Consider the following 18,705-nt stretch of genomic DNA (forward strand, 5'->3'; position numbering starts at 1 on the left):
AAAATTTAACTCGTCTTTTTCACATGTTTTATTTAGGTCTGGAAATCAGCTGCTTTATTTCAAAAATAGAAGTTTCTCCTCATCAAAGGCGAGATAATCCGGCATTCCTCTCTCCTCCAGTTCCCTCACCTTTTCTCTCTGTACAAACCAGCAGACCGTCTTTCCGGCATTTATGTAATAATTCTTCTCAAACGGGAGTTCTGCGCTGCTCTCCAGCTCAAACCGCAGCATACCATTTCGGTCGCTGCCTGCTCCGTCCGCCCCGCCCTGTTCTGCATTCCAGACCGGTATGAAATCGTGCGCACGGTAACCGATGTACTCTGTATAATCCGGTATTCCCCGCTCCGTCGTGAACGTGATGCCCCAGTCTTCTGCTTCGATCGTATGCGAGTCGATCCTGCGGGCTTTCGAGAAGTTTTTACACCCGGTCAGGTGGGCTGCCTCTTTACTTACAGGATTCTGGAAGATCTCTTTCGTTTTTCCCGATACCGCAATCTTCCCCTGATCGATGACAAGCAGCTCTTCACTGAAACGGTAAACCTCATCTCTGTTATGGGACACCATAATAACAGTGCCCTCATAGTCTGAAAGCATCTCTGCAAGTTCCCGCTGAAGCTGGTCTTTCAGATACATATCGAGCGCGGAAAACGGCTCGTCCAGCAGTATCATATCCGGCTCATACGCCATAATACGGGCAAGCGCAACTCTCTGCTGTTGTCCGCCTGAAAGCTGTCCCGGCAGCCTTTTCTCCAGTCCCTGCAGACGGAACTTGTCTGACATCTCACGGACACGTGCCTCTTTCTCCTGTTTGGTACCCTTCAGCCCTGCGGCAATATTTTTTTCCACCGTCATAGTCGGGAACAGGGCATAATTCTGAAAAAGATATCCCACATTTCTCATCTGCGGCTTCAGGTTTATCTTTTCGGTCTTGTCAAACAGAGTCCTGCCTTCAACTTCGATATGCCCCTCATCCGGCAGTTCAATACCCGCTATACTCTTGAGTGTCATACTCTTCCCGCATCCCGAAGCACCGAGGATGCCGATTCTTCGTGAATCACTGTGGAAATTGATATCCAAAAGGAAATTATCAAGTTTCCTTTGAATCTTTACCGTGACTGCCATAGTCTACCACCTCCCGATATGCTTCATCTTACTGCCTGATATGAGATTCATAAGAAAGATGACAAGAAAGGCGATGATCATGACAATTACGACCCATATGCCGGCTGTAAGGTAATCGCCATCCTGAATGACCATAGCGATCTTCTGGGAAATCGTCCCTGTCTTGCCGGGTATATTTCCGGCGAGCATGGAGGTAGCCCCATACTCTCCAAGAGCCCTTGCAAATGTAAGGATCGTTCCTGAAGCGATTCCCGGTCCTGCCGTGGGTACTATAACCGTCCAGAATATTTTCGTATCTGACATTCCAAGCGTTCTGCCCGCATAGACCAGATTCATATCAATCTGCTCCATAGCCGCACGGGCATTTCTGTACATAAGAGGGAAAGCAATAACTGTTGCCGCGATCACGCAGCCAAGCCACGTCTGTACAACTTTAAAATCAAACTGTTCAAACAGGAACTCCCCCAGAGGTCTTCTCCGGCTGAACAGAAGGAGAAGGAAGAAACCCGCAACCGTAGGCGGCAGCACCATCGGCAGTGTAAGAATACCGTCGATGACCGCCTTCTTTCCCGGCGTTGCCTTTACCACTTTTCTTGCTGCAAATATCCCGAGAAAAAACGAGATAAACGTCGCTACCACTCCGGTCTTCAGGGATATAAAAAGCGGACTCCAGTCCAGGTCTTTTAATATCTGCATGATTTCTTCCATAACTTCTCCCTTTATACGTTCGTATCAAAATAGTATGAATCAAAAACAGCTTTCGCCTCATCCGAAAGGATAAACTGAAGGAAATCTTCTGCCGCTACTGTCTGTGCATCGTCTGCTTCCTCATTTACCACGCGTGCAATCGGATAAATAACATCGCCTGTCAGATCATAGCTTACAGTCTGCAGGATATCAAGGTCATCCTCGTATCCGTATGTATCAGAATAATAAGTCGTTCCTACTTCACAGGAACCTTCCACGACTGCAGTCAGCACCTTGCTCACATTGTCCTGCTCGCTGATCTCAACGCCGCCAAGAGCCTCGGATACTTCTTCTGTGGTGATAGAAGCCGGGTCATCTGTCTCTGGCAATGTGCCGAGATTGACGAGCGCCTGTCTCGTGTACCGTCCTACCGGAACGCTTCCGCCTGCCAGAGCGATACTCTCCGCTTCGTTCAGGTTCTCCAGTCCCGTCACCTTTGTTCCGCTGTCTTTTAATGATACCACTACAACCTGGTTGTTGACAACGTCCGTCCTTGTTCCTTCTACCATAAGCCCGTCCGCCTCGAGATCGTCCATCTGCTTCTGTGCCGCAGAAAAGAAGATATCACACTCGTATCCTTCCTGGATCTGTGTCAGGAGTGTACCTGAGCTGTCCGGATTGTATGTGATCTTAACCTCCGGATGTTCCTCATTGTACATATCGGCAAGTTCAGTCATTACTGTATTAAGGCTTGCCGCTATAAATACCTGAATCTCCGTCTCTTCTGCCGTTTCACCAGAACCGCTGTCTTCAGAAGATGCGCTGTCAGACGCCGTATCATCACTGCTGTTGTCCGCGCCGCCGGAGCATCCTGCCATTGATAATACCATTGCCCCTGCAAGCATTGCTGCCAAAATCTTTTTCTTCATACTTTTTATCCTCCTGTTTTCTTCTAAGTCATATGCGCACATTTCTACTCATAAGTATAACCGATTATTTTTTAAAAAACAATCGGTGTTTAATAAAAATCTGCTCCTGTGATAATCCGGCTCTGTGCTGTCAGGAGGCAGATTTATACATATATTAGAGGTCCGCCAGCTGGGAGGCACAAATATTTGGCTGCTATACCTTATCCTCCTAAAAGATTTCCCTGAATTTCTTCTCGGTAAACTCCGCGACTTCCCTCTCCAGACGCTCATACTTCTCCATAAGGATGTGTCCTGTGTCGCTCACCTGTGCAATCCCGCCAGATTTCCCGCCGGGGCTTCGCTCCACAACGGGACAGCCAAGCTCCTGTTCAGCAGTCCGGATCAAAGACCAGCCCTTGCTGTACGACATCCCCGCCTTCTCACATGCCTCACGCACATTACCGAGCATATCAATCTGCTTTAGCAGCACCATCATCCCAGGCCCGAAGAATGCTTCATTTCTCATGATCTGAAGTTTCACTTTCGGGTGGATAGCAGTCTTCTTCTCCGTCGCCGCCAGTTTCTCAAAATTATCCTCGCTGCGCGCGCGCACGAGCACCCCTTCATCATCCACTGACAGAAAACATATCTCCGCTCCCGATGCATCGATGGCTCCCTTTAAGCCCCGATTGCCCTGATATCCTGCGATACCATCCGTCAGACCCGCATTGATCAGAACAGGATGTCCTTTCCTGCCGTCACATACCGGAATTACCACCTGAGTATCCTGCAAAAGCATCAATTTCAGTGTATTCTCTGTAAAAAGCGGGACATCAGCCGGACAAAAAAAGAACTTCCCACAGTTTTTCAAATACTGAAATCCTTTAACTGCAAGATCGAGCATCTGCACATTCTCATAATCGGCGCACCTTAAGAATACCGCTCCAAGCTTAGCAAGACTCTTCTCCGTCTCTTTCGCCCTGTATCCGGTCACTACTGCCACATCCTCCACTCCCGCATGGCGGAATGTGTAGATCATCCTTCTCAACATGACATTTCTGTCTGTATTTTTCAGTTTGTCATATGCCCGGAAACCGCCCGGCCTACCCGCGGCGGCGATCACTGCTCCGACTCTCATGTGGTGGTCTCCTTTCTCCCATCATCACTGACATTATCACTATATCATCTGTAGGTCTGTCTGTTAATCGAAACATCACTCTTCACCATTTCTTTATACTAGCATTTCCTTTCTGTACCAGATAGTCCTAATCTATTATTCTAATGCCTTCTTCAGATCCATGATGAACTGTGCCTGCTGTTTTTTCAGGTAGGTTTTTAGAAATGGCTTCATAAAGATTTTTTTAGCTAATACATACTCTGTAAAATCTATTTCTGTTTCTTCCCCTTGGGATGTAAAAACACCTGTCCAATGTCCTGTCATATTAGTATTATCCATATCAAACTCCCATCGTTTATATAGTTTCATAACAGTAACAGTAAATTTAGTAGGATAGCCTGTCCGGGAATATTCAATGAACTGCTTTTCATTTACAACTTCTGTTTTGCTCAGATCACTTCGCCACATACTATACTTCTCAACTGCTAAAACAGTTTCCCATACTTTATGAATATCACTCTTGATAACTGCTTTGACGTTCGAAGTTGTCATTTTGCTCTGTCCTTTCTTGCCTTTGCATGTATATATACGCATACCAATTTATCTCATGCAGGCTTTTACAAATTTAAGTGGCACGTTCATGCGCTCTGCCATCTGTTCCGGCGTCATCCCGCTATTCAAGAAACGCTTACAGACAACTTTCATATTTTCACCAACCTCAATAATATGCATGTCCGGATCATAAAAGCGTACTACCCGCTGTCCCCATGAATGCTCTTTGATTGGATGCACATATTCAACATTACATTCTTTCAGTTTCTCTGCAAATCTGTCAAAATCATCCTCTTCAAAATAAAGTTCAAAATTGTTTCCACCAAAAAATATATGATCCGTACTGATAAATTCTTTGTATGTTTCTGCCGTCTGTAATGACAAACCGCCGGTTAATGTTTTGTTTGCCCCAAAATCCATAATAACGTGAAGCCCAAACACTTTTTTGTAAAATTCTACTGATTTATCTATATCAGTTACCACTATCATAGGATTTTTAAATTTCATTCTCATTCCACCCGCTTTCCTTATTACCAGTAATTCTTCTATAGCGCCATAATATATCCTCAAGAACAATTCATTAATGAATCTCAGACTCTGATTTCATAATTAAAATACTGTTCCTGAAAATCAACCTGCGCCTTTATTTCTTCTACTGAATACGTTTTCTCCACAGGTGCCACCACCCATTTTTCTTCTATATCATCATAGCGGTGGATAACAGCAATTACCCTGCCTGTAAATTCATCTACCGGATGATCTACTCCTAATATATATGCATCCTGTTCCTCCCCGTCCGGCGACATTATACCTTTTATGTATCCATAATTAACCGGATAGCATATATCTCTGTGGTTTGGGTGATAACTTCCCAGAGGTCTGTCGACTGTTACTTTTACGATTTTTCCCATCATATCCAAATAACACTCTCTTTTACTTTCTGTTTCACATCGTTTTCATCTGCAGCAACATCTTTCAATTCCATATCTCAGGATTCATCTGCAACCAGTTCTAATATATTCTATTAAAGTTTCCACGTCATCAAAATCATCATAGTCGCCATTTATGCCTTCACGATGATAAACTATTCCTCTATTTTCATTTCTTTCAAGGCAGTCTAAGAGGCAATCTTCACCATATCTTCTGACAAACTCAGTGAACGCATACGGTTTGATTTTACTTAATAACCCTTTTCTACACTTTTCATTGCACTCATAACAATGTTCAATCTTTTTAGAAATTGAACATTTTCTGTTTTCACACCATTCTTTATCAGGACACTCTCCTGAATCGCAGCCTTTACAGCTTATATTTTCAGAACATAAACAGCAGGCAAGTCCGCATCTGGCGATTCCTAATTCTCGTTTCATGACAACGTCTCCCAATACGTACATCTTATCAATTTATCCATTTAAGACAGCATTATAAATCTATCTGACAATTTCTCACCGTCTTTAACATTGAGCACATTTCTTCTTATTTCTTCCTAAGAAATGTCCATCGTGTTCTGACCATATCTGTTTAAAAAGAGTTTTTTCTCCCTAAATTATATAGGCAGATACTAACGCATAAATTACAGTACAAATCTTAATCTCTAATCCAGTGTTTAAACATTTTCCAGAAGTTCCAGTGCTCTTTTATACAGTGGGTCCAATTCGCATCCGCACCATCCTTCCACACAAACAAATTGATCACTGTTGCGGCGTCACTACCGGTTTTCCCTCTTTATCCAGCAATGGCGTAAATCCCGCCGCATTCCCGTTTCTATGAAATACATAATTTACACCTGTTTCTGTGTCGATTCAGATTTCAACCACATCAATAGCTCCCTGCTGATAAACTTTTTTAAATCGTTCCATAAATTTCACCCTCCTGTATAATTTCTTTCAAAATAAAAATTACTGTTTTCGATTCGGTTTTCTCTTAACAGCCAGTAATTTCATATAATCATCAAATTCAGAAGTATCTGTCGGTTCAAACATTACCCATTTTCCATCACGATAGGTCTTTGCTTCATCATACCGCCTGCAGACAGCATCAGAAAGAGTATCCCTTATATCCTCAAATTTTTCTCTTTCATTTTTTCCAAAAATAATCATGAAACCAAGACAATTATTTTTTGCATACAGACTGCAAAGTGTTTTACCGCCCAGGTCATTGTCGAAGAGCCGACAAGAGAGGATGCCGAGTTGAACATCCAGAAATTAATCACCCCGTCACAATGATTCGTTCCGGGAATGAAAAAGAGAGGAATGTGCCAGAAAATCCAAATAACTCCGACTAAAACAGATGCTGAAAAAAAAACATATTTTTTGTCCAACCGGGGCTGCAACACATACATCCATCCTGCTTCCTCCAGTCCGCCAATGATAAGATTACCCGGTAATGAAAGGAAAAACATATACATGGGAAGTATCATTTCCACACGCCCTGCCGCTATCATATGACACCCGAAAAACAGCACGATTCCTGCAGCAATAACCAAATATACAGAAATCTTATTTTTTACAAAAAATACAGTTTTGACCCACTCTTGCACATTTACTGTTCCGCTGCCCTTCAAAACAATATAGGAGGCAATCGCAGGAGATAAAATATAAACAGCAAACGGGATGTTCATCGCAAATTGCTGTATGGAATCAACCAGACCATAAACTCTATACCCAAATTGTCCGAGAGCAATCAACACGCCAGATACGCCATAAGCAATGCAAAAAGTCAACGCTACAAACCGCAATGCAACTTTCTCATCTGTTTTTAATCTCGAATACATTTTTTAATCAATCACTCTTCCATTTTTCATATAATCCGTCTTTCGTCCATTATACCTTTGCCGATTCTTATTGAAAAGCTATTTCACTTACGATATATTTAAAAATCCACAATCGCAGAAAGGGGATCATGACCTCCACAGATCATAATCCCCTTGGTTTTCTCTATTTGACAGCTTTCTGTTTCTTTGAGTAATATGTATCTTCCATCGGCAGTTTCGTCCTGAGCACATGATCCATCGCGTAGTACGCGCCCTGCGCCGCCGGAGCTGTCGGGATGGTCGCGATCTCTCCGATTCCCTTTGCGCCGTATGCGAACGGAAGGAGTTCTTCTTTCTCCACGTAGATTGCATGGATATCCGGGATCTGGGTAGATCGCATCAGTCCCAGTGTACCGTATTTCGCCTGAGGCACGCCGTCTTTAAGCGGAAAATCCTCAGTTAACGCATAACCAAGTCCCATAAGCACACCACCCTCGATCTGCCCCTGTATGGAAATCGGATTTACGACTTTTCCGGAATCATGAGCTGCATACACTTCCTTCACCCGTCCGTCATCGTCGAGGATAACTACATGAGTGGCGAATCCGTATGCCACATGGCTCTTCGGATAAGGCACGTCAGCTCCTAACTTGTCTGTCGGATCGAAGAATTCTGCAAAGTATTCTTTTCCTTCCAGTTTCGACAGGTCGCCGCCCGCCTCCTTCAAATCTTCGTTCAGGTCAGCGGAAGCCATACGAACCGCCTCGCCGGTGATAAGCGTCTGTCTGGAACCGGACGTTGTACCGGAGTCCGGCGCCACCTCGGAGTTAGCGCCCTTGTTAACGATCATCTCTTTTCCCAGGCCGGTCGTCTCGGCTACCATCTGGACGAATACCGTGGCGCATCCCTGTCCGATATCGGATGCCGCACTGTACAGCTCGACTTTCCCGTCATGTACGATCAGTTTTGCACGGCCTTTATCCGGCAGGCCGACGCCGACGCCTGCGTTCTTCATGGCACAGGCGATGCCCGCCCTGCCCGGGTTGCTCTCATAGGCATCCTTTACTGCAAGGAGTGTCTCTTTCAGTGCCGTGGAGCAGTCTGCGATCTGTCCGTTTGGCAGTACCTTACCCGGCTCGATGGCGTTGCGGTAGCGGATCTCCCACGGGGAAATTCCGACTTTCTCTGCAAGCAGATTGATATTGGACTCCAGAGCGAACTCACTCTGGCACACACCAAAACCACGGAATGCTCCTGCCGGCGGATTATTTGTATAGTATCCGTATCCCCGAATATCTGTGTTCTGGTAACAGTACGGTCCTACGGAGTGAGTACACGCCCGCTCAAGGACAGGTCCGCACAGGGATGCATATGCACCTGTGTCAAAATAAATCTCGCAGTCCAGTCCGGTAAAGATACCGTTCTCGTCGCATCCAAGGGTGAATGTCCCCTCCATGGCATGACGCTTCGGATGGAAGTTGATCGATTCCTGTCTGGAAAATGTCACTTTCACCGGCCGGTTCACCTTTAACGCCGCAAGCGCCGCGATATGCTGTGTGGACACATCCTCTTTTCCTCCGAAACCGCCGCCGACCAATTTGTTTTCCACGACGACACGCTCCGGATCCCATCCGAGCATGATGGAGATTTCCTTTCTTGTATCGTAAACCCCCTGATCAGATGAAAGGACTTTAACGCCGTCTTTATATGGAAATGCGACTGCTGACTCCGGCTCCAGAAAAGCATGCTCTGTAAACGGAGTCCTGTATGTCTGCGTGACAACATATTTAGATTCTGCCAACGCCTTTTTTGCATCTCCCCTCGTCACGTGACGGCTCTGGCAGAGATTTCCTTTTGAATGTACTTTCGGTGCATCTTCCGCCATGGCTTCTGAAATCGAAGTGACAGGTTGCAGCTCCTCATAATCTATCTTCACGAGCTTCTTCGCCTTCTCCAGTATCTCCCTTGTCTCGGCAACCACCAGGCAGATAGCGTCACCCACGCACCTTGTGATGCTTCCCTTTGCGATCATCACATCCCAGTCCTGCTGCAGATGTCCCACCTTATTATTCGGGACGTCATCCGCTGTCAGGACGGCGAGCACGCCGGGCAGGGCTTCTGCCTTCTCCGTGTGGATATCAAGGATACGTGCCCGCGGATATTTGGAGCGGACTGCCGATGCATAGACCATGCCGTCCATCTCCACGTCATCCGGATACTCTCCATATCCAAGCACTTTTTCACGCACGTCGAGACGGAACGCATGCTGCCCTACGCCGTAGACATCTCCTTTTTCCAGATCTGTCTCGATCTTCGCGTCTCCCCGCAGGATTGCAGCGGTAAGCTGAATGCCTTCAATGATCTTCTTGTATCCGGTGCAGCGGCATATATTTCCCTTTAACGCAACTTTGATCTCTTCCTCTGTCGGGTCGGGGACTCTGTCGATGAGTGCTTTCCCTGCCATGACCATGCCCGGGATGCAGAATCCGCACTGGACTGAGCCTTTCGATCCGAATGCATAGACAAATGCTTCTTTCTCCTCATCGCTGAGTCCTTCTGTGGTTATAATGTTCTTTCCCACGGCGCGCTTCGTCGTCAGAACGCAGGATTTCACCGCCCTGCCGTCCACAATGATAGTACACGTCCCGCAGGCGCCCTCGCTGCATCCGTCTTTCACCGAATGGAGATGCAGATCATCCCTCAGATATCTCAGGAGAGGTTTATCCTGATCCGTACTTCTTTCAATACCGTTTACTGTAAAAGTGTAAGTCTCTTTCATGATCACACCTTCGCTTCCCGGACCGTAAAGATCCCGTTATAGTCTCTGATCACCCCGCGCGGACATTTCACAGCGCACATGCCGCAGGTGATACATTTTTCCTCATCGATCACAGCATGATTATTCTCAATGCTGATCGCGCCCATCGGGCAGTTCCTGACACAGATCCCGCAGGCGATACACCCGGTATCGCAATTCTTTCTCGTCTGCGCCCCTGCGTCCTCACTGACACATGCCGGATAAATATTATATTCTTCTGTGGTGATCCGGATCAGACCGCGGGGACAGGCTTTCGCACATAATCCGCACCCCACGCATTTCTCCGGATCCACTTCGGCAGCGCCTCTGTCATTGATGTGGATTGCCTCAAGCCGGCAGGCTTCCACACAGCTGCCGCCGCCCAGGCATCCACACTCGCACGATATCACAACAGACTCTGTCTCGATCATCTGCTGACAGTTCACACCGTTCTTACTTCCGCCCTTCTCCTTTTCCTGCTTTCCATCTGCCAAAGCGCCCGCTGTATCTGCGGACTGCACCGCCATCTGTCTGACGCAGCCGCCCAGACACTGTACGACCGCCACTTTCTTTTTCCGTACCCGCGCCATACGACTCATCTCCTCTCTTTTATATCAAATCTTCCCGCCTGTCGATATCCTTTAATTCTTCGGGATCTGCCTGTACGATTTTCACTTTTTCTCTGTACTTTCTCATGATCTGTCTTCCCCCCTCATCTCCTTCAAGAGTGAGGAGTTTCGGGAAAAACGTCCGGTCCCAGCACACAGGATTGCCGGTCCGTTCTCCGCTCCCCGCACATACGATACTTCCCGGATGACGGGATGCCGTGCGGAAGATCTGCTGCATAGTCGACGTATCAAGTCCCGGCTGATCGCAGACAGTAAAGAGAATGCCTTTTAATCCAGGTCTGTCCTCTAACGCCTTCTTAAGGCCGAGCGTAAGGGAAAGCGCTATGCCTCGTTCCGGCTCTTTGTTCCACACCGTCGCGATGTCTTTCTGTTCTGCTTCCCGGGCGATTTCCTCTGATCCGGTGACAATATATGCCGGAAATGCACTGAATGCCTCTACTCTCTCTAGTGTATGCTCGTAAAGAGGCTTATTCCTTACAAGTGCGTTCAGCTTGTTTCCGCCGAACCTTGTTCCCGCTCCCGCGGCAAGGACGACAATGGCAAACTCATCTTTCATCCGCTCAAATCCCGTGACTGCTTCGAGCACGCCACCCCCGATGGCTCTCGCCTTGTCGGAAATCGTATAGCAGTGAGAGATTTCCGCCCTTGCATCGATATCCCCGATCTTAAGATTCTTACTCACCTGTACACCGGGTTGGAGCATCCCGCGCACAATCCCTGTCATCTGTGCATATACCGGTACTCCCCCTGTCACTGCAACAACTGAGCTTTTCTCAACATAATCACCAATCTTTGCTTTCGGCTCCAATATACCGGCAGCTTCTGCACGGATCAGACGCTCAATTGTATATCCTGCCACATTTCCCGGAACTCCGGTATTTGGAATAGCCGCTCCTCTCCAGATAATATTTCCCAGAGTGTGACCTCGTTTTGTCTCCACCACACAGTTACAGTCAACTCCGGCTGTAAATCCCGGGCCCACGCCAATGACAAACGGAGCGTCCGTGATCTTCGTCCCGAGATTTTTCTTTGCAAGGATCGCGTCCACGATCACATCCGGTCGGAACCATTCACAGCAGACGGCTTTTTCGTCCACCACGACCGCAATATCACCGTTCTCCATGACTTGCTCTGCCCCCGCCTGGTCTTTCACAAGGACGCCCTTCATCTCCTCTACCTGCGCGCTCCCCTCATAAACTGCTCTCGAGAGCGCTACCGTACGCCGTACAGTGAGCGGAACAGCTATCTCGGTCATAAGGATCTGATGCCCTGCCCCGTAGAGTCTGGAGGCGATCCCTGTCGCCAGGTCCCCGGCTCCTCTGATCAATATTTTCATTCGTCTGTATCTGCCTTTCTGCTGTACCGTTCCAGTCCCGCATGACCGGACCAGTGTTACTGTTATATAGTCCCCGCCCTCTGTGCTCCGGACTCCTGTCCGGTCACGATCACCTGCCGGATTCCTCTTTTCCTAAGCTCCCGGCATATCTCAAGGGCGGTATCTATTCGTCTTTTATCGTCTGCTTTATTCAAAACGACTGTATATACGGCTGAACCAGGACATCCTTTTCTCCCCGCAGATCTCGCTGCGGCGAGCACTGCAATATCCTCAGCCGTAACACATTCGGTTCTTTTCTTATTCAGTAGTTTCTCCGCCAATTCCGAGCGGAATACGGTTTCCTCTATCCTTTTCCCGACACTGTCCAGACCATACACGGACAGGACATGCGTCGTCTCCGGCAGGATGACCGGTTCATGGTCTGCAGGCACTTTAAGCGGAAGCCTTTTCGCCCCATCCGCCTCTATGAGCAGGGGAACTTCCCACCGCAGGAGTTTCTCAATCTCATGATCGGAAAGCCTCGCAAGCTTCCCGCCGGGCGCAGGCGCTCCAATCCACACCTGACCTGCCTTCTGTAATTGTTCTCTTATCTTCTCTTCCAACAATCCGGACAGGAACCACTCTCTGTCCTCTTTCATGATATGTGTCGTGGTCGTCACGATCACAGGAATACCCGCGCGGACATACTCATCAGCTAACCGGTGCAGGGTTGTTGTCTTTCCCCCTGCTCCGACCGCCGATACGACCGGGCGCTGTCCCCGGATCCCTTCGGTCTCCAGTTTCAGCGCCTGTCTTAAGGAGTCTGTCTCACACAGCCTGTCCTCATTGTAAATATAAATCATCTCAGTTGATCCTGAACTGTTATTTCTCTCACTCTGCTCCGTGGCGGACATACACACCGCTTTTTTCCTCAAGCACTCTGCCGTTCTCCGCAGCCAGCCTGCCTCTTAAATAAACCTGTTCCGCTCTTCCGTGGATCTCTGTTCCTTCCATAGGGCAGTAATCACATGCAGACTGCTGCTCCTCTGCCGTCATCGTCCACTCGGTATCCGGATTCCAGACAACGATGTCCGCATCACTTCCGGGGATGAGGGCTCCTTTCCACGGATAGAGTTTATAAAGCTTCGCAGGATTCTCCGACAGATAGATACACATCTGCTCTGCCGTGATCTTATTCTCCTTTACACCGAACTGCCAGATGAGCGCCGGACGTTCCTCTGCCCCCGGCATACCACAGGGCGTCTTTGAAAAGTCTTCGGCTCCCGCCATTTTCTGCTCCTTCGTAAAGCTGCAGTGGTCAGTCGCAATTGTCTGGATACGTCCTTCTTTCAACGCCTGCCAGAGCACTTCCTGATTTTTCTTCTTGCGAAGCGGCGGCGCGATCATGTAATGTCTCGCTTCCTCTGCGGGAAGGGAATATTTGCTCTCGTCCATCACAAGGTACTGCGGACACGTCTCGATATAGACAGTCTGCCCCGCCTCTCTGGCGCGCAGGATCTCGCGGTATCCCGCCGCAGTGCTCAGATGTACGACGATGACCGGTGTATCTACGCATTTCGCGATCTTGAGAAGCCTTGATACAGCTTCAGCCTCGGCTTCTTTCGGGCGTGTCCACGGATAATCCGATACATCCTTTCTGCCGCCTTTTGTCTTCTGGACTTCTTTCAGCCTTGCCTGGATGATGCCGTTATTCTCACAGTGCACTCCGGCGATCCCGCCCAGTTCTTTCAAACGGGAGAGGATCTCGTACATTGTCTCATCGTCCACCATCGTATCATAGGTCATATACAGTTTGAAAGAGCATGTTTCCTTCTGCACGATTTCTTCCAATTCGCGGCTGATGTCTTCATTCCAGTCTGTAAGCGCCAGGTGAAATGCATAATCGCAGGAAGACTGTCCGTCCGCCTTCTTATGCCAGTTATTGAGCGCTTCTCTCAGGCTCTCACCCGGATACTGGGTGGCGTAATCCACGATACAGGTCGTTCCTCCTGCAAGTTCCGCCTTTGTTCCGGTTTCAAACTTATCCGCCGTGATCGTATTGCTCACTTCAAGCGCCATGTGGGTGTGTGCATCAATAAATCCGGGGAAGAGAAGCTTCCCGCGAACATCAACGATCTGAGCGTCTCTGAACTCCAGATCTTCACCAACCGCAAGGATCTTTTCTCCTTTTACCAGTATGTCCAGTTTCTTCATGCCGTCGCCGCTGACGATCGTACCGCCTTTAAATAAAAGTTTCATGCCAACTCCCTCTTTCTGTTATCTCAAAAGATATGCATACTCCTTGCAGACCGTCTCCATCAGTTTCTGAAGTCCGTCCGGTATCCTTGTCTCCTCGCCTTTTGTCCAGATATATGTCTCGCCGAAGAAGCGTACCTTACATTTCACCTGATCTTTGTCGAGCACCGTGAATCCCTGGTTCCTGCTGTCTTCCATATCTTTCTCATCTGCGAACAGTGTGAATTTATCAAGATACGGAGCGCTGTCATACGGACAGAAGCTCTTACAGTTGCCGCACTCGTTGCACATGTAGTCCACATGGATGATCTGATGTTTCTCCATGCCCGGCACACGGATGGAGATATTTGCCCGGTTTGGACATACCTCGACGCAGTTCTCGCAGATACCGGAGCATCCGAGACATCTTCCGCTCTCCTCTCCGCCGTCTTTCTTGTCGGAGATATTGCCTTTTCTTCCGTAGATCGTATCTTCGTCTGTCTCCGGCTCAAAGTCTCTGACCAGAGTCTCACCGAGGATTGCCTGTGCAGCTCTCAATGCATCACTGATGCCCTCTACTACAGTGGCCGGTCCGCCCAGTCCGTCTCCTGCAAGATAGACGCCTGCACGGCTCGTCTCACATGTCTCCTCGTTGACAATGGCACGTCCTCTCTCATTTACATTGATACCGCAGGACTCATAGAATGCTGTCGGCACTCTCTCGCCTACCGCTGCGATAACTGTATCTGCCGGGATCTCTTTCTCTTCGCCGGTCTCCACCACGCCCCTTCTTCCGGAAGCGTCGTAGTCGCCCAGTTTCATCACTTTACAGAGGAGTTTGCCGTCTTCCAGTTTCACCGGGGAAAGCAGTTCCATGAACTCTACGCCGTCGTCCACTGCCATGACAAGTTCTTCCTCATCGGCAGGCATATAGCGCTTTGTCCTTCTATATACAAGGTACGCGTGCTCCACGCCTTTCGTGCGCTTCGCAGCTCTCGCCGTATCCATCGCCGTATTTCCGCCGCCGATGATGACAACATTCTTACCGATATCAAGATTTCCGTCCTTCGCCTTGAAGTCTGAAAGGAACTCAAGCGCATTGATCGGCTCACCTTTTTCCAGTTTCAGAACACCCGGCTCGGAAGCACCGACTGCCAGGACGACTGCTGTGTATCCTGCATTTTTCAGCATGTCCAGATCTGTGATTTCTGTGTTGAAGCAGATATTCACGCCCATTTTCTCAAGAAGTGCCGCATCTTTGTCGATAGCGCTGTCGGAGATACGGAATCCGGGGATCACGTGGCGCACTACGCCTCCGAGAGCATCTGTCTTCTCGAACAGCGTCGTCTCCATGCCTGCACGGCGGAGGAAATATGCCGCAGCCATTCCAGCCGGTCCGCCTCCGATCACAGCCGCCTTGCCGCTCTTTGTCACAGCCGGAGCTGTGAGACTGTCTGTCAGGGCATCATATCCGTTCTCTGCCGCGATCAGTTTCATGCCGCGGATATAGACGGACTCTTCGTAGAAGTTACGGGTACATTTGCTCATACACGGATGCGCACAGATCGTTCCTGTAATGAACGGAAGCGGGTTCTTCTCCGTGATGACTTTCATCGCTTCTTCATATCTGCCTGCTTTTACAAGCTGTAAGTATGCCGGAATATCCTGATGGATCGGACATCCTTCTTTACATGGTGCCACGAAGCAGTCAAGGAGCGGCACCTGTTTCTTCATCTTTCTGGACGGAAGCGGTTTTACTGCCTTCACATGATGAGGGTTTGTTCTTGCATCATCTGCAAGCTTACGCACCGCTTTCGGATCTACGCCTGTGAATACGACATTTTCCTTTTCCAGAAGTGATACCATCTGGGACATTCTGTCATATCCGCCCGGCTTTAACAGCGTTGTAGCCACAGTTACCGGCCAGATACCTGCATCAACGATCTCTTTTATATTATGATAATCTGCGCCGCCGGAGTAGGATATGCGGAGTTTCCCGTCAAACTCTTCCGTGAGCTTCGCTGCCAGTGAAATTGACAGAGGATACAGGGATTTTCCCGACATATACATCTCTTCACTCGGAAGTTCGTTCTGCTTTACATCCACCGGGAATGTATTAGTAATTTTTACACCAAACTCGAGATTTCTCTCCTCACAGACTTTCATCAGTCTTGTCAGCATGGGCACTGCATCCTCATACTGCAGGTCGTCCTTAAAGTGGAAATCTCCGAATGCCACATAATCATAGCCCATTTCGTCCATGATTTTTCTGGCAAATTCGTATCCGAGCAAGGTCGGGTTGCATTTAATAAATGTGTGGAACCCTTTCTCCGTGATCAGATACATAGCGATACGCTCGATCTCCTGCGGAGGACATCCGTGCAGTGTTGAGATCGTGACGGAGTTACAGATATCGCCTGAAATACTCTCAATATCTTCTTTTGTCACTTTTTCGAACAGATCTGCATGACCCATAAGATATTCCTTGCAGGAATTAAAAATATCCGAGTCCTGTGCATGCTGCATCGTATTTAAAAAATTGTCGATCTTCTCGGATTTGATACCGGCAAGGTCGTATCCCACACTGATATTGAACTGAAATCCGTCCATGCTGCCCAGCTCAAACTCCTTTGCGATCACTTTGCACAGGAACCACGCCTTGATATACTCTTCCATTGCCTGGGGAACATAAAGTTCTGTTGACCACTCGCAGTTATAACACTCGTCATCCGCTTTGATACACGGTTTATTCACACATGCAGAAAGCTCCTCTCCGTCCATGATCTGCACCGTCTTTAATTCGAAGAAACGGCTGCCAGTGTAATATGCTGCCACAATATTCTGTGCAAGCTGCGTATGCGGTCCTGCCGCCGGTCCGGCAGGCGTCTCAAGCGGTCTCTCAAAAATCGTCCGGTTATACTTTGAATCCGCATGATAGGGATGATGTTCCCCGAATACAGTTCCGTTCTTCTTATATTCTGTCAAAGTCCAGTTTAAAAGCTGTTCAAAAGACATTGGTCTCATAATATCACTCATTATCATTTCCTCCTGTTATTATGGCCGGATTTCCTGTCCGGCAGCCGCTGCGTCGGCACCGTCCGGTATCCGGCCTTATTTCCGATATGCATTTTGTCTACTGTGCGTCCGGTTTGTCTTTTGGCAGAATCAGGTTCAGAATTACTGCAAATATCGTCGCCAGTACGACCGGCGATGATGCAAATGTATTGTTGATAATGGACTGGAAGCTCTCAAGGCTCATGCTCATGTTGAGTGCGTCATGGATGCTTGCCGTCATCTGGTTTAAGCAGCCGTCGCTTAAGGATACGCCCATTCCGATGGCGATGGACAGTCCGGCAACTGTTGTATTTCTGTAAGTCAGTTTCTCAGTCACGAGTAGTTTGATACCTGTCATAGCAATGGATGCAAATACCGATGCAACTGCGCCGCCGAGTACACACTGCGGGATCGTACGGAGAAGTGCTGAGAACTTCGGGATCAGTCCGGCGATAAGCAGGATGACTGCTGATGCCGTGAACACTTTTCTCGCAACAACCCGCGTGGAACCTACGATACCTACATTCTGGCTGTATGTAGCCGTCGGCGGGCATCCGAACAGAGCGCCCACGATGTTGCTGACACCGTATCCGATGATACCGCCGTTCAACTCATCATCTGTCGGCAGCCTGTCCATACCGCCTGTCGTCGTCGCGGAGAAGTCTCCCATTGCCTGGATCGAGTTCACGAGGAACAGGATCGCCAGCGGCAGGATCGCCGATATATCAAACCTGATGCCAAATGCAAGCGGCATCGGAACCTGGAACCATCCTGCGGAAGAAAGCGCGGAGAAATCTACCATCCCGAAACAAAGAGCCACTATGTACCCGCAGACAAGTCCGATCAGGATAGAAGCCAGTTTGAACAGGCCTTTTCCATAATGATTCAAAAGAACTACGATCGCCAGTGTGATAAATGCCACCAGCCAGTTCTGCCATGAGCCGAATACAAGCGCCTCAGTCTTTCCCTGCTGCTCCACAATCACCTCATATGTATTAGAAGAATTTCCTGCCATATAATTGACTGCCGTACTGTAGAGCGACAGACCGATCGCAAGGATAACCGTACCGATGACAAGCGGCGGGAACACCTTTCTGATCTGCCTGATAAAGAGTCCTACGAGAATCGCTACCACACCGCCTATGATCATGGCGCCGAAGATCGTATTAACGTCTTTTGCCTGTGCGGCAATGGCTGTCATTGTAGGAACATATGCGAAGCTGACACCAATGATGACCGGAAGCCCGCTTCCTAATTTAATCTTCTGTGCATATAACTGTAATAGTGTAGACAGTGCAGCGAACACAAGAGATACCTGAATCAGAAGTCCCATATCTACATTTCCGCCCGCATTATTTGCAGCATTTGCCACAAGGATAGCCGGCGTCACGCAGCCAACTACCGCTGCGAGCACATGCTGTGCCGCCAGGGGAAGCACCTGTCCGAACGACGGATTGCCGTCCCATTTAAATAACTCTGCATTGTCCTTTTTCTGCTTTGTATCATTCATTTTTATTCACCCTATATTGCCCCCGGC

General features: G+C 48.4%; 17 protein-coding genes and 1 pseudogene. All 18 read right to left on the reverse strand.

Going from position 1 to position 18,705, the window contains the following annotated elements; translation table 11 throughout:
• Positions 1–54: 54 nt before the first annotated feature.
• Positions 55–1,122: a sulfate/molybdate ABC transporter ATP-binding protein gene (locus FNY66_RS11170; protein WP_150311201.1), complete on the reverse strand. Its 1,068-nt coding sequence runs from the start codon at positions 1,120–1,122 to the stop codon at positions 55–57.
• A gap of 3 nt (positions 1,123–1,125) precedes the next feature.
• Complete coding sequence (gene modB / locus FNY66_RS11175; RefSeq protein ID WP_087151363.1) at positions 1,126–1,830, reverse strand: molybdate ABC transporter permease subunit; 705 nt, start codon at positions 1,828–1,830, stop codon at positions 1,126–1,128.
• Positions 1,831–1,841: 11 nt separating this feature from the next.
• Positions 1,842–2,738, reverse strand: coding sequence for a molybdate ABC transporter substrate-binding protein (gene modA / locus FNY66_RS11180; protein ID WP_150311202.1), 897 nt, complete (start codon positions 2,736–2,738; stop codon positions 1,842–1,844).
• A 208-nt stretch (positions 2,739–2,946) separates the two neighbouring features.
• Positions 2,947–3,855, reverse strand: a complete 909-nt coding sequence (locus tag FNY66_RS11185; protein ID WP_150311203.1) for an NTP transferase domain-containing protein — start codon at positions 3,853–3,855, stop codon at positions 2,947–2,949.
• 135 nt (positions 3,856–3,990) lie between these two features.
• On the reverse strand, positions 3,991–4,386 hold the full coding sequence (locus FNY66_RS11190) for an SRPBCC family protein (RefSeq protein ID WP_087151406.1): 396 nt from the start codon (positions 4,384–4,386) through the stop codon (positions 3,991–3,993).
• 48 nt (positions 4,387–4,434) lie between these two features.
• Positions 4,435–4,893, reverse strand: a complete 459-nt coding sequence (locus tag FNY66_RS11195; protein ID WP_087151407.1) for a VOC family protein — start codon at positions 4,891–4,893, stop codon at positions 4,435–4,437.
• 83 nt (positions 4,894–4,976) lie between these two features.
• Positions 4,977–5,300: an inorganic diphosphatase gene (locus FNY66_RS11200; RefSeq protein WP_087151408.1), complete on the reverse strand. Its 324-nt coding sequence runs from the start codon at positions 5,298–5,300 to the stop codon at positions 4,977–4,979.
• An 81-nt stretch (positions 5,301–5,381) separates the two neighbouring features.
• Positions 5,382–5,756, reverse strand: coding sequence for a DUF3795 domain-containing protein (locus FNY66_RS11205; RefSeq protein WP_087151366.1), 375 nt, complete (start codon positions 5,754–5,756; stop codon positions 5,382–5,384).
• A 321-nt stretch (positions 5,757–6,077) separates the two neighbouring features.
• A pseudogene (locus FNY66_RS15815) lies at positions 6,078–6,245 on the reverse strand (DUF6440 family protein).
• Between the two features lie 39 nt (positions 6,246–6,284).
• Entirely contained in the window at positions 6,285–6,485 is a 201-nt protein-coding gene (locus tag FNY66_RS16170; protein WP_334296423.1) for a DUF3788 family protein, read from the reverse strand.
• The gene (locus FNY66_RS11220; RefSeq protein WP_150311204.1) at positions 6,482–7,159 is read right to left on the reverse strand and encodes a type II CAAX prenyl endopeptidase Rce1 family protein; all 678 of its coding nucleotides are present in this window, start codon (positions 7,157–7,159) and stop codon (positions 6,482–6,484) included. The genes FNY66_RS16170 and FNY66_RS11220 overlap by 4 nt, the downstream gene beginning before the upstream one ends.
• Positions 7,160–7,322: 163 nt before the next feature.
• The gene (xdh, locus tag FNY66_RS11225) at positions 7,323–9,917 is read right to left on the reverse strand and encodes a selenium-dependent xanthine dehydrogenase (RefSeq protein ID WP_087151409.1); all 2,595 of its coding nucleotides are present in this window, start codon (positions 9,915–9,917) and stop codon (positions 7,323–7,325) included.
• A gap of 2 nt (positions 9,918–9,919) precedes the next feature.
• Positions 9,920–10,525, reverse strand: coding sequence for a 4Fe-4S binding protein (locus FNY66_RS11230; RefSeq protein WP_150311205.1), 606 nt, complete (start codon positions 10,523–10,525; stop codon positions 9,920–9,922).
• Between the two features lie 19 nt (positions 10,526–10,544).
• A complete protein-coding gene (gene yqeB, locus FNY66_RS11235) occupies positions 10,545–11,900 on the reverse strand; it encodes a selenium-dependent molybdenum cofactor biosynthesis protein YqeB (RefSeq protein WP_150311206.1) in 1,356 nt (451 codons plus the stop codon).
• Positions 11,901–11,962: 62 nt separating this feature from the next.
• Positions 11,963–12,742, reverse strand: coding sequence for a selenium cofactor biosynthesis protein YqeC (gene yqeC, locus FNY66_RS11240; protein ID WP_150311207.1), 780 nt, complete (start codon positions 12,740–12,742; stop codon positions 11,963–11,965).
• Between the two features lie 28 nt (positions 12,743–12,770).
• Positions 12,771–14,138 carry a dihydropyrimidinase gene (hydA, locus tag FNY66_RS11245; protein WP_150311208.1) on the reverse strand — a complete coding sequence of 456 codons (1,368 nt, stop codon included), beginning with the start codon at positions 14,136–14,138 and terminating at the stop codon, positions 12,771–12,773.
• A gap of 18 nt (positions 14,139–14,156) precedes the next feature.
• A complete protein-coding gene (ygfK, locus tag FNY66_RS11250) occupies positions 14,157–17,150 on the reverse strand; it encodes a putative selenate reductase subunit YgfK (RefSeq protein ID WP_150311209.1) in 2,994 nt (997 codons plus the stop codon).
• 97 nt (positions 17,151–17,247) lie between these two features.
• On the reverse strand, positions 17,248–18,678 hold the full coding sequence (locus tag FNY66_RS11255; protein ID WP_087151374.1) for a uracil-xanthine permease family protein: 1,431 nt from the start codon (positions 18,676–18,678) through the stop codon (positions 17,248–17,250).
• Positions 18,679–18,705: the final 27 nt, after the last annotated feature.

The sequence above is a fragment of the Mediterraneibacter catenae genome (assembly GCF_008691045.1).
Lineage (GTDB): Bacteria > Bacillota > Clostridia > Lachnospirales > Lachnospiraceae > Mediterraneibacter > Mediterraneibacter ornithocaccae.